This is a genomic window from Aliarcobacter cibarius (assembly GCF_013372265.1).
Lineage (GTDB): Bacteria > Campylobacterota > Campylobacteria > Campylobacterales > Arcobacteraceae > Aliarcobacter > Aliarcobacter cibarius.
In genome coordinates this window covers 1,132,035-1,144,720 of the sequence record NZ_CP054051.1, presented here as the reverse complement: position 1 = coordinate 1,144,720, position 12,686 = coordinate 1,132,035, and the positions used below count along the sequence as shown (strand labels likewise).

General features: G+C 28.3%; 14 protein-coding genes. 6 read left to right on the top strand and 8 right to left on the bottom strand.

Annotated elements, in window-relative coordinates; all coding sequences use genetic code 11:
• Positions 1-58 precede the first annotated feature (58 nt).
• The 5 genes from ligA to ACBT_RS05635 all read left to right on the top strand — a co-directional run bounded on the left by ligA (position 59) and on the right by ACBT_RS05635 (position 5,983).
• Positions 59-2,005 (top strand): NAD-dependent DNA ligase LigA, encoded by a 1,947-nt coding sequence (gene ligA, locus ACBT_RS05655; RefSeq protein ID WP_024775340.1) that lies wholly within the window; start codon positions 59-61, stop codon positions 2,003-2,005.
• A gap of 132 nt (positions 2,006-2,137) precedes the next feature.
• Positions 2,138-4,144, top strand: coding sequence for a HAMP domain-containing methyl-accepting chemotaxis protein (locus ACBT_RS05650; RefSeq protein ID WP_024775339.1), 2,007 nt, complete (start codon positions 2,138-2,140; stop codon positions 4,142-4,144).
• A 205-nt stretch (positions 4,145-4,349) separates the two neighbouring features.
• A complete protein-coding gene (locus ACBT_RS05645) occupies positions 4,350-4,778 on the top strand; it encodes a hypothetical protein (protein ID WP_024775338.1) in 429 nt (142 codons plus the stop codon).
• 73 nt (positions 4,779-4,851) lie between these two features.
• Positions 4,852-5,787 carry an IS256 family transposase, variant Zn-binding type gene (locus ACBT_RS05640; protein ID WP_456057509.1) on the top strand — a complete coding sequence of 312 codons (936 nt, stop codon included), beginning with the start codon at positions 4,852-4,854 and terminating at the stop codon, positions 5,785-5,787.
• Positions 5,788-5,833: 46 nt separating this feature from the next.
• Complete coding sequence (locus ACBT_RS05635; RefSeq protein ID WP_157833409.1) at positions 5,834-5,983, top strand: hypothetical protein; 150 nt, start codon at positions 5,834-5,836, stop codon at positions 5,981-5,983.
• A gap of 199 nt (positions 5,984-6,182) precedes the next feature.
• Here the strand turns inward: ACBT_RS05635 and guaB are convergent, their stop codons facing one another.
• The 8 genes from guaB to rpmJ all read right to left on the bottom strand — a co-directional run bounded on the left by guaB (position 6,183) and on the right by rpmJ (position 12,071).
• Complete coding sequence (gene guaB / locus ACBT_RS05630; RefSeq protein WP_024775320.1) at positions 6,183-7,628, bottom strand: IMP dehydrogenase; 1,446 nt, start codon at positions 7,626-7,628, stop codon at positions 6,183-6,185.
• A 16-nt stretch (positions 7,629-7,644) separates the two neighbouring features.
• Positions 7,645-9,003: an Asp-tRNA(Asn)/Glu-tRNA(Gln) amidotransferase subunit GatA gene (gatA, locus tag ACBT_RS05625; RefSeq protein WP_024775319.1), complete on the bottom strand. Its 1,359-nt coding sequence runs from the start codon at positions 9,001-9,003 to the stop codon at positions 7,645-7,647.
• Positions 9,004-9,163: 160 nt separating this feature from the next.
• Positions 9,164-9,514: a 50S ribosomal protein L17 gene (gene rplQ / locus ACBT_RS05620; RefSeq protein ID WP_024775318.1), complete on the bottom strand. Its 351-nt coding sequence runs from the start codon at positions 9,512-9,514 to the stop codon at positions 9,164-9,166.
• 14 nt (positions 9,515-9,528) lie between these two features.
• On the bottom strand, positions 9,529-10,527 hold the full coding sequence (locus tag ACBT_RS05615) for a DNA-directed RNA polymerase subunit alpha (protein WP_024775317.1): 999 nt from the start codon (positions 10,525-10,527) through the stop codon (positions 9,529-9,531).
• A 17-nt stretch (positions 10,528-10,544) separates the two neighbouring features.
• Positions 10,545-11,171: a 30S ribosomal protein S4 gene (gene rpsD / locus ACBT_RS05610; RefSeq protein WP_024775316.1), complete on the bottom strand. Its 627-nt coding sequence runs from the start codon at positions 11,169-11,171 to the stop codon at positions 10,545-10,547.
• A gap of 10 nt (positions 11,172-11,181) precedes the next feature.
• Complete coding sequence (gene rpsK / locus ACBT_RS05605) at positions 11,182-11,574, bottom strand: 30S ribosomal protein S11 (RefSeq protein ID WP_024775315.1); 393 nt, start codon at positions 11,572-11,574, stop codon at positions 11,182-11,184.
• A gap of 9 nt (positions 11,575-11,583) precedes the next feature.
• A complete protein-coding gene (gene rpsM / locus ACBT_RS05600) occupies positions 11,584-11,952 on the bottom strand; it encodes a 30S ribosomal protein S13 (protein WP_024775314.1) in 369 nt (122 codons plus the stop codon).
• 5 nt (positions 11,953-11,957) lie between these two features.
• The gene (gene rpmJ, locus ACBT_RS05595; RefSeq protein ID WP_004509205.1) at positions 11,958-12,071 is read right to left on the bottom strand and encodes a 50S ribosomal protein L36; all 114 of its coding nucleotides are present in this window, start codon (positions 12,069-12,071) and stop codon (positions 11,958-11,960) included.
• Positions 12,072-12,323: 252 nt separating this feature from the next.
• Between rpmJ and ACBT_RS05590 the strand changes: the two genes are divergently transcribed.
• Positions 12,324-12,683 (top strand): HIT family protein, encoded by a 360-nt coding sequence (locus ACBT_RS05590; RefSeq protein ID WP_024775313.1) that lies wholly within the window; start codon positions 12,324-12,326, stop codon positions 12,681-12,683.
• Positions 12,684-12,686: the final 3 nt, after the last annotated feature.

Genomic DNA, 12,686 nt, shown 5'->3' with positions numbered 1-12,686 from the left:
TAATATTTATGTCACTTTTAAGTATAATCTGCAAAAATGAAACAAAGAAGAAATAATAATGACAAATTTTGAATATGAAAAGAATATTGAAAAATTAATAATTTGGGCAAAAGCTTACTATGTTTACGATGAACCCCTTGCTAGCGATGAAGAATATGATAAATTAGCAAGAGAATGTTTAGAATTTGAAAAAAATAACCCAAATTTAGCTCATCCAAATTCTCCAAATAAAAGAGTGGGTGGTTATATATTAGAAGGTTTTTCTAAAGCTTCTCATCTTAGTCGTATGTGGAGTCAAGAAGATGTTTTTAATACAAAAGAATTAGAAGATTGGATAAAAAGAGCTTCAAAAGTAGAAAATAATTTAGAGTTTTTTATTCAACCAAAATTTGATGGAGCAAGTTTAAATCTTATCTATGAAAATGGTCTTTTAAAGCAAGCAATCACAAGAGGTGATGGAACAGTTGGAGAAGATGTTACAAATAATGTTTTCACAATTCAGTCTATTCCACTTAAAATTTCTGAAAAATCATTAATAGAAATAAGAGGTGAAGTCGTAATAAGAAAAAACGATTTTGAAGCTATTAATCAAGAAAGATTAAAAAACAATGAACCAACTTTTGCAAATCCTAGAAATGCTGCTGCAGGAAGTTTAAGACAACTCGACCCAAAAATAACTGCAAAAAGAAAACTATATTTCACAGCTTGGGGAGTAGGACAAAATAATCTAAACTTTGAAAAAACTAGTGAACTTATGGAATATATTTTTTCATTAGGATTTGAAAAAACTCCTATGCAAGAACTTTGTAAAGATGTTTCTGAAATAGAAACAATCTATAAAAAAATGGTAGAAAAAAGAGATGATTTTTCTATGATTCTTGATGGAATGGTTGTAAAAATAAATGATATAAATACACAAAATAGTTTAGGATACACTCAAAAATTTCCAAGATGGTCATGTGCTTATAAGTTCCCTGCAATTGAAAAAACAACTCAATTAAAAGATATTATATTACAAGTAGGTAGAACTGGTGTTGTAACTCCTGTTGCCATCGTAAAACCAGTAGAAATTGATGGAGCAATAGTAGAACGTGCAACTCTACACAATTTTGATGAAATTGAAAGACTTAATTTAAAAATAAATGATGAAATAATTATTATTCGAAGCGGTGATGTAATTCCTAAAATAACAAAAGTTTTAAAAGATAGAAGAGATGGTAGTCAAAAAGAAATTATAAAACCAACACTTTGTCCAGATTGCAAAAGTGAACTTTTAATTGAAGAGATTATTATAAAATGTCAAAATTTAGATTGTCCTTCAAGAGTTGTAAATTCGATAATCTATTTTGCTAGTAAAAATTGCCTAAATATAGATGGTTTAGGAGATAAAATCGTGGAACTTTTAGTAAAAGAAAAAAAGATATATGATATTTTAGACCTATACTCTTTGAAATATGAAGATCTAGAAAATTTAGAAGGATTTAAAGAAAAGAAAATAAACAATCTTTTAAATGCAATTGAAAATTCAAAAAATAGTGATTTATATAGAGTAATTACAGCATTAGGGATTGAGCATATTGGTGAAGTTGCATCAAAAGCTATATGTAATAAATTTGGACTAAACTTAGTTGATATAACTTTTGAAGATTTAACTAGTATTGATGGTATTGGTGAACAAATGGCAAATTCATTTTTGGAATTTATGAGAGTAAATAAAAATATAGTTTTAAAACTTTTTGATATTTTAAGTCCAAAAGTTACTATAAAAGAAGAAGCAAAAGATAATCCTTTTAAAAATAAAACTGTTGTAGTAACAGGAACTATGAGTAAAAGTAGAGATGAAATAAAATTATTTTTAGAAAATCTTGGAGCAAAAGTAAATTCTAGTGTATCTAAAAAAACAGATTTCTTAATTTATGGAGAAGATGCTGGAAGTAAATATGATAAAGCTTTAGAGCTTGGAGTTGCAATTTTAACTGAAGATGAGATGCATTCAAAATTATAAATAAGTAATTTTTTTAAGTATAAATAATATATTATTCTGCTGAAAAATAGAATCAATAGGAGTAATATAATTTACAACCATCAAAAATAAGATTTTAAATTTTAAAATCTGTTTCATTTACGAGGAGTAAAGATGATTAAAAACTTAAAAATTAGAGCAAAACTAATTGTTTTATCTTTTGTTTCACTAGTTATAGTACTATTCTTAGGTATTACTAGCATATCTAAGTTAGAAGAAACAAATGAAGGTTTAAAAAGAGTTTACAATGATAGAGTACTACCTTTAGTAGAATTAAAAAATATTTCTGAAGCATATGCTGTTAATGTTGTCGATACAGCTGTAAAATTGAGAAATAATAAAATCTCTTTTGAGAAATGTGTTACAAATATTTCTGAAGCTAAAGACATTATTAATAAAAATTGGAATGAATATTTAGCCACAAATCTGGATGAAAAAGAAAAAATAATAGTAGAAAATATAAAAAATATTCTTTCTACAGCAAACAATACTACAGATGCTATACAACAGGCATGTACAAATAAAGATTCAGAAAAAATCACTTCAATAATTATAAACAGTTTATATGAAACAATAGAACCTGTTTCTAATAATATTGCACAATTAATGGATCATCAATTAAAAGCTGCCGCAGAAATAAATAATCAAGCAACTAAAGATTATGATAGTACTATAATTCAAACTATTATTACTGTTATAGTAGCTTTCATATTATTGATATTTATATCTTTTTTAATAATTTCAGATATGACAAACAAAATAACAAATTTCAAGAATGGTCTATTAGGATTCTTTGCTTATTTAAATAGAGAATCAAATGACTCAAAACTTTTAGAAGACTCTTCAAAAGATGAATTTGGAGAAATGGCAAAAGTTGTAAATGAAAATATTTTAAGAACTCAAAAAGGTATTGAAGAAGATAGAAAATTAATAAATGAAACTATTGCTGTTTTAGGAGAATTTGAGCAAGGAGATTTATGTCAAAGATTAAATTTAGATGTTGAAAATCCTGCTTTAGTAGAATTAAAAAGAGTTATAAACAATATGGGAAGTGTTTTAGAAACGAATATAGATAATATTTTAAAAGTTTTAGAACAATATTCAAATTATAACTATCTAAATAAAATAGATCAAAAAGGTTTAAAAGAACATTTATTAAAGCTTGCAAATGGGGTTAATACACTTGGTGATTCAATAACTAGTATGCTAGTACAAAATAAATCAAATGGATTAACATTAGAACAAAGTTCTAGCGTACTTCTTGCAAATGTTGATAAACTAAATTTAAGTTCAAATGAAGCAGCAGCTTCTTTAGAGGAGACAGCAGCAGCACTTGAAGAGATAACAAGCAATATTAGAAACAATACAGAAAATATTGCAAAAATGGCTAAATATTCAGGTGAAATTACAAAAGCATCAGCAGATGGAGAGAAACTTGCTAATAAAACAACTTTAGCAATGGATGAAATAAATAATAAAGTAAATCTTGTAAATGAAGCTATTTCAGTTATTGATCAAATAGCATTTCAAACAAATATTTTATCTTTAAATGCTGCTGTTGAAGCTGCAACTGCTGGAGAAGCTGGAAAAGGATTTGCTGTTGTTGCTCAAGAAGTGCGAAATCTAGCAAGTAGAAGTGCAGAAGCGGCAAAAGAGATTAAATCTATAGTTGAAGAAGCTACAAAAAAAGCAAATGAAGGTAAAGATATTGCAAATGAGATGATTCAAGGATATAAAAGTCTAAATGATTCAATAAACTCAACGATAAATTTAATTTCGGATGTGGAAATGTCAAGTAAAGAACAATTATCTGGAATCGAACAAATAAATGATGCAGTAAATCAGTTAGATCAACAAACACAACAAAATGCTGCAATATCAACACAAACAAATGATATAGCAATAACTTCAGATAAAATTGCAAAATTAATAGTTGAAGATGCTAATAAAAAAGAATTCCATGGTAAAAATGATATTGTTGCAAAAACTATAGAGCAAAATTCAAAAAAATTTGATAATAGTTTAAAAACTACAAAAACTAATTCAAATAAAATCTCAACAAAAGAAAATTCTTCAATTAAAGGTAGTAGTCAAAATGATGATGAATGGGAGAGTTTTTAATCTTTAGTAAGAAAACGGATTTAATTTCCGTTTTCTAGTTTTTCTTATACGTGATAGTTTGGAGCTTCATTTGTAATTGTTACATCATGTACATGAGATTCTCCTGACTTCATCACTTTTTTAAAATCATGAAAAGAACACTCTTAAAAGCTCATATATATGGGTTTCTAATTTTAAAGTTGGGTGACCCACGATATAATTTTATATGTTTATACGTAAAAAAAGAAATTCAAGCGGCAGTGTTAGTATTCAAATCTTAGAAAAAGTTAATCGTAGAAATATACTTATTAAAACAGTAGGTTCTTCAAAAGATAAAAATGAGATTGAATTATTCTATGAGGAAGCTTTAAAATTAATTCCGGAACTAACAAATCAACCAATATTAGATCTTTTTCCAAGCGAGAATAGTGAGAATATTTTTGATACATTTGTAAAAAATCTTTCAACAAATAGTGTTTTATGTATTGGACCAGAACTATTTATTGGGAAAATATTTGATTATATTGGATTTAGTAAAATAACAAAAGATGAAATATTAAAACATTTAGTAATCACAAGACTTATAAACCCTGGTAGTAAATTAAAAGTTATTGAATACCTAAAAAGAGGCTTAATTAAAAAAAATGGGGTCTGAAAAGTTAAGCTAGCTTCGATACTATGGTTGTTTAAAAAGGATTATCTACAGATGTCTGTAAAAAAATAGTAAAATATGTCCAAAATGCTTATCAAAAAACACAAAAAAGATTGGTAAAAGAAATGAAATTCAACGTTATCAATGTAATAATTGTGGTAAAAAATTTCAATCAAAAAGAAGACCTGAAAAACTAGAAAATTCTCTTTTCAAAGAGTATGTTTATCATAGACAAACTTTACAAGATTTAGCTACTAAATACAATAAATCTATCCAATGGGTTCATTATAAAATTAAAGAATATCTTCCTATTGCAAAGGTACATAATCCAAGAGCAGTAAATTTAATATGTGATGCAACTTTCTATGGTAAGAGAAAAGATAAGTTGGGTACTTTAGTTTTTATGGATAGTATCACTCATGAGATATTAATTTGGAAACATATACAAACAGAAAGAGTAGATGATTATAAATACTTACTTGTTGAATTATTGAATCTAGGATATACAATTTTATCTGTAACAATATATGGTAAGAGAGGTGTTAACAGCGTATTTAAAGATTATCCAGTACAAATGTGTCATTTCCATCAGAAACGTATTATTCAAAGATATATAACATTACATCCAAAACTAGAAGCTAGCCAAGAGTTAAAGAAAATTATGACTAGATTAAAATATAGTGATGAGAATAGATTTACAAAAGCATTGGATATTTGGTATATAAAATATAAATCTTTTTTAGATGAAATTACTATTCATCCTGATAGTCAAAAAAGTTCATATACTCATAAAAAACTTGTAGCTGCTTATCGTAGTATTAGAAATAATTTACCATATCTTTTTACCTATAAAAATTATAAGAAATTAAATCTTTCAAATACAACAAATTTAATTGAGGGTGGAGTATTTTCTCCATTGAAAATATTAATAAAAATACATAGAGGTTTGAGTAAAAGTTTGAAGTTAAAGATTGTTGATGATTACTTAGTTAGCTATAAGAAAAAAGAATAATTCGGACCCCATTTTTTTTAATTAAGCCAAAATTAATGATAAAAATTTGTCAGTGCAAAAAGCACTAGAAGAGATAAAAACAATTTATGGACTAGAATATACTAATCCAATTACAAATAAGAAAAAATTTGAAATTCTACAACTAAACGAAATTCAACTAAAAATACAAAATATTATCGATATTGAACTTGGGTGACCCATTGATGAAGTCAGGAAACTATAGAGCAAAATTCAAAAAAATTTGATAATAGTTTAAAAACTACAAAAACTAATTCAAATAAAATCTCAACAAAAGAAAATTCTTCAATTAAAGGTAGTAGTCAAAATGATGATGAATGGGAGAGTTTTTAATCTTTAGTAAGAAAACGGATTTAATTTCCGTTTTCTAGTTTTTCTTATACGTGATAGTTTGGAGCTTCATTTGTAATTGTTACATCATGTACATGAGATTCTCTTAATCCTGCACTAGTAATTTCAACAAACTCTGCTGTATCTTGGAAAGTAATTATATCTTTTGCTCCTAAATACCCCATAGAACTTCTTAACCCACCAACAAACTGATGAATAATATCTGAGATAGTTCCTCTATAAGCAACTCTTCCTTCAATTCCTTCAGGTACAAGTTTATCAGCAGCTGTTCCTTCTTGGAAATATCTATCTGTACTTCCTTTTGTCATAGCTCCAATACTTCCCATTCCTCTATAAGTTTTGAATTTTCTTCCTTGGAATAGTATAACTTCACCCGGACTTTCTTCTGTTCCAGCTAATGCACTTCCCATCATTACACAGCTAGCACCAACTGCTAAAGCTTTTGCAACATCACCAGAATATTTAATACCTCCATCAGCAATAATAGGTACTCCAGATTTTTTAGCTTCAATAGAACATTCATCGATAGCACTCATCTGAGGAACTCCAACTCCTGCAACTATTCTAGTTGTACAAATACTTCCTGGTCCAATTCCAACTTTAACTGCATCAGCACCAGCAGCTATTAAGTCTCTCGTTGCTTCAGCTGTTGCAACATTTCCTGCAATTAACTGAACATCTAACTCAGCTTTAATAGCTTTAACTGTATCTAAAATTCCTTTTGAATGACCATGTGCAGAATCTAATACTAAAACATCAACACCAATAGCAACTAAAGCTCTAGCTCTATCTAATTGATTAACTCCAATAGCAGCCCCTACTCTTAATCTTCCAAATTCATCTTTACAAGCATTTGGATACTCAATTTTTTTATTTATATCTTTTATAGTAATAAGACCAATTAATTTGTTATTATTATCAACTATTGGAAGTTTTTCTATTTTATTTTGATGCATAATTTCAGCAGCTTGCTCCAAAGTTGTTCCTTCTTTTGCAGTTACTAAAGGCATTTTTGTCATTTTTTCATATACTTTAAATCTATAATCTTTTGTAAATCTCATATCTCTATTAGTTAAAATACCAACTAAAATTTTGTTTTCATCAACAACAGGAACACCAGAAATTTTATATGTAGCCATAATATCTTCTGCATCCTGTAAAGTTTGATCTGGTCTAATTGTAATTGGATCAATTATCATACCTGATTCTGATTTTTTTACTTTTTGGCATTGTAGAACTTGAGATTCAATATCCATATTTTTATGAATTATACCAATTCCACCAAGTCTTGCCATTGCAATTGCAGCTTGATATTCTGTTACAGTATCCATTGCAGCACTTACAAAAGGAATATTTATTTCAATATTTTTTGTAAGTTTAGTTTTTGTACAAACTGATTTTGGTAATACCTCTGATTTTGCAGGTACAAGTAATACATCTTCAAAAGTTAAAGCTCTTTTTCTTATTCTCATTTTAAAATCCTATTAATTATTTTGTATATTTTACAGCTTTTTCCATAGATAAAGCACCATCAAATAAAGTTTGTTCTTCAAAAGAGTTTGCAATCAACTGAAGTCCTATTGGAAGTCCTAAGCTATCCTTCGCAACTGGTAAACTAATAGCAGGCAACCCTGCAAGATTTATTGAAATAGTATATAAATCAGCTAGATACATTTCTAAAGCTGTTGAGTATGAACCGAATTTAGGTGCTGTTGTTGGAGCAACTGGACTTAAAATTAAATCAGCACTTTCAAAAATTTTATCAAATTCTGATTTGATAATTGATCTAACTTTTTGAGCTTTTATATAATAAGCATCATAATAACCTGAACTTAATACAAAAGATCCAACCATGATTCTTTTTTTAACTTCGTAACCAAATCCTTGAGTTTTTGTATCAACATACATATCTTTTAGATTACTACTTGTTGCTCTATATCCATATCTTACACCATCATATCTAGCTAAATTTGCACTAGCTTCTGCTGCTGAAATAATATAATATGTTGAAATTATTTTACTTGAATCAATCATATTTGTATGTACAATTTTATGACCTTGTTCTTCTAAAATTTTAACTGTATTATTAAATGCTGTTTTAATTTCATCACTTGCTTCATCTATAAAATTGTCAATAACGGCTATTGTAAATTTTTTATCACTATTTAAATTTGGAGTCACTTTTGTATATTCAATATTTGCACTTGTTGAATCTTTTTCATCATATCCAGCTAAAATATCATATAAAATAGCAGCATCTTCAACATTTTGTGTAATTGGTCCACATTGATCAAGTGAAGAGGAGTAAGCTGCAATACCATATCTAGAAACTCTTCCATAAGTTGGTTTCATTCCAACACATCCACAATATGCAGCAGGTTGTCTTATACTTCCACCTGTATCTGTTCCTAATGCAGCAATTGCAAGACCTGCAGCAACAGCGGCAGCACTTCCTCCACTACTTCCACCAGGAATTCTTGAAGTATCAACCGGATTTAGTGTTTTACCATGGCAAGAAGACTCAGTCGAGCTTCCCATAGCAAATTCATCCATATTTGTTAATCCAAATGGACTTAAACCAGCATTTTTCAATTTTTCAATAACCGTTGCATTAAACGGTGCTATATAACCTTTTAAAATATTACTAGAACAAGTAAGTTCCCAATTTTCTACATTAATATTATTTTTTATAGCTATTGGAATACCATTTCCACAACTATTTATATCTTTGTTCTCTAACTGCTCAATATAAGCACCAATATTGCTATTTTTAATCTTTATTTTTAAATCTTCTCTTAATTTTTGTATATCTTCACTATTTAAGTTTAGTGCTTCTTTTAGAGTCATAAATTAGTTCTCCTATGTTTTGTAGGTGTAGTAAACGGCTGATTATATCAAAAAGTTATTTAAAAAAAGTGTAAGCGAGTAAGAAGGAATGAAGTTAATTGTATTTAGTTGAATTTTTTGAATAAAAAAAGGGACATTTTACTGTCCCTTGAAGCTCTTATTAGATAAAAGAGATAAATGCCATAGGAGTAGCATCACCTTTTCTAACTCTAGTTTTAATAATTGAAGTATATCCACCATTTCTACCTTCGTATTTTGGTGCAATTTCATTTATTAATTTTTTAGTAGCCTCTTTACATTGTAAAGCTGCAAATACATATCTGTGTGTATTTAAATCAGCATTTCTTGCAGATGTTACTAATTTTTCGATAAATCTTTTTAATTCTTTTGCTTTTGGAACAGTTGTTTCGATTTTCTCTCTTTCAATAATAGCAATTGCTAAATTTTTTAACAATGCTTTTCTATGAGCAGAAGTTCTATTTAACTTTCTATATCCGTGCTTATGTCTCATATTAAACCCTTAATTTATGCTTTAAGTTGCTCTAATTTTCTTCTTAATACAGAAGCAACATTCTCTGGAAGTGTATTTTCAACTGGGTAACCTAAAGACTCTAGTTTTTCAGCTATTTCGTCATAAGATTTTTTCCCAAGATTTTTGATATTTTTAACTTCAACTTCACTCATAAGTACTAGTTCACCTAAGTATTTAAGTCCTGCTCTATCTAAAGAGTTAAAACTTCTAGCACTCAAATTTAGTTCTTCTATTCTTTGAACTAACTCTTTAATCTCAACAGACTCTTCACCAGAATCGCTTACAGTTACTTCAGATAAATCAAATACCTTATTAAATACTGACATTTGTGAATACATAACACTAACTGCTTCTTTAAATGCAGCTATTGGTGTAATTTGTCCATTTGTTAATACTCTAAATACAGCTTTTTCAAAGTTAGGATTATCTTCAACTAACATTTTTTCAATATCGTAAACTACCTTCTTAACTGGTGTGAAGAATGCATCAATTGGTATATAATCAGGCCCAACAATATCTCTAATATCTTCAGAAGGCATATAACCTATACCTTTTTGAATAATAACAGAGAATGTTAAGTTACAATCGCTATTAATTGTCGCTAAATGCGCATCTTTTGAAACAACATCTACTTCAGAGTTAATTAAATCTTCACCCTTAATATCTCTTGGCCCATTGAATGTATATTCAACAACAACTTGTTTTTTATCACCATTAATTTTAAACTTAATGTTTTTTAAATTAATAACAAAAATAGCTACATCTTCTAACATACCCCTTAATGAGTCAAACTCATGAGTAGCACCCTCTATTTTTACAGCAATTGGAGCATATCCAACAGATGAACTTAAAAGAAGTCTTCTTAAAGGGTGTGCCAAAGTAATTGCAAAACCATCTTCAAATGGGTATGCTGATATTTTAGCCTCATTTTCGCTGATAGCTTCTATCTCAACTTCAGTTGGTAAAAATGGAGTTTCTGCAAATTTTTTCATTAGCTACCTTTTATTTATTATTTAGAATATAACTCTACGATTAATCTCTCTTCAACAGGAATAACTATCTCTTCTCTAGCAGGTATTCTTGTGAAAATTCCAAATACTTTATCTTTGTCAACATTAACCCAATCAACCATTCCAGTTTGATTTGTTAATTCAATTGCTCTTTTAATTTGTGGATTATTTTTTGATTTTTCTTTAATCTCAATTTTTTGTCCAGCTTTTACTATGTATGAAGGAATATCAACTTTTTTACCATCAACTAAAACATGTCCATGAGTTGTTATTTGTCTAGCAAACGCTCTTGTTGTTGCAAATCCCATTCTATAAATAACATTGTCTAATCTTTGTTCAATTAATGAAATAAGAATAGATCCAGTGTTTCCTTCTCTTCTTACTGCTTCTTTAAAGTAGTTGCTGAATTGTTTTTCTGAAACACCATACATAAATTTAACTTTTTGTTTTTCTCTTAATTGTAATCCATACTCAGAAATTTTAGCTCTTCTTTGTCCATGTTGTCCTGGAGCAAATGGTCTTTTTTCTAAAGCACTTTTACCTGAAAGTCTTCTCTCACCTTTTAATCCAAGGTCTGCTTCAAGTCTTCTTTCGATTTTTTCTACTGGTCCTCTATATCTTGCCATATTTTACTCCTTACACTCTTCTTCTTTTAGGAGGTCTACAACCATTGTGTGGCAATGGTGTAACATCTTTTAACCAAGTAACTCTAACTCCGTTTATAGCACCAACTGATTTAACAGCAGTATCTCTTCCAGAACCTGGTCCTTGAATTTTAATTCCTACATTCTTAATACCATGTTCCATTGCTTTTGACATTGCATCTTCAACAGCAGCTTGTGCAGCAAATGGAGTTGATTTTTTAGAACCTTTAAACCCTAAGTTTCCAGCACTTGACCATGCAATAACATTCCCTGCATTATCTGTAACTGTAACTAACGTATTGTTAAAACTTGCAGCAATATGGATGATTCCATCAGCAATATTTTTTCTTACAATTTTTTTTCTAGTAACTTTTCTTTTTGCCATTATCTATCCTTATTTAGTCGCTGCACCGATAGTTTTCTTTTTACCTTTTCTTGTTCTAGCATTAGTTTTAGTCTTTTGCCCTCTACAAGGTAAACCTTTTCTATGTCTTAACCCTCTATATGAACCTAAATCCATTAAAGCTTTAATATCCATCGCAACTTTTTTTCTTAAATCCCCTTCAACCATATAGTTTTCTTGGATCTCTTTTCTAATTAAAGCAGCCTCATCTTCAGTTAATTCAAATGCTCTTTTATTATAATCAATACCTGTTGCATCTAAAATAAGTCTTGAATTGTGTAATCCAATTCCAAAGATGTATGTTAAAGCATACTCCATTCTTTTTTTATTTGGTAAATCAACACCCGCGATTCTTGCCATGTGTCTTATCCTTGTCTTTGTTTATGTTTTTTGTTTTCGCAGATTACTCTTACGATACCTCTTCTTTTGATAACTTTACATTTATCACACATTTTTTTAACTGAAGCTCTTACTTTCATAAGTCTCGTCCTTCTTATCATTTGTGTTTTAATTTCCAATTTCAACAGGAAAAAGCCTTAAAAAATAGTATTTTTATTTTTAAGCTTTTACCAACTCTTTATAAAATATCAATCTATTTTATAAAAACTTCTTCTATGGGTTAAAAAATGGAACTGGAGTATATTTAAAAATTGCTTAATTCTTGTTGAAATTATTATATATTATTTTAGAATATATTATAGTATTATTACAAAATAAATTTTGGAGATAAGATGGAATTATTTAGAAATAATTTAATAAAAATCGAAGTTGAGAAAAGTGAAATTCCTTGGCTTAAAATATTTACTATAGATAATATAAAAGAATTTTCACAATGTAATCTTGAAACAAAAAATGAAATTTGGAAATATCTTGATATTATAGAAAAAGAGATGATTTCTTATTTTAAACCTGAAAAAATAAATATTGCTTCATTTGGGAATTACGTTCCTCATGTACACTTTCATATAATGGCAAGATTTAAAGAAGATAGTTATTTTCCAGAGCCTATGTGGGGTAAAAAACAAAGAGATGCAAATTTAGATCTGCCCTCTTTTGAAAAATTTTATGAAAATATAAAAAAGAGATTTTAACTC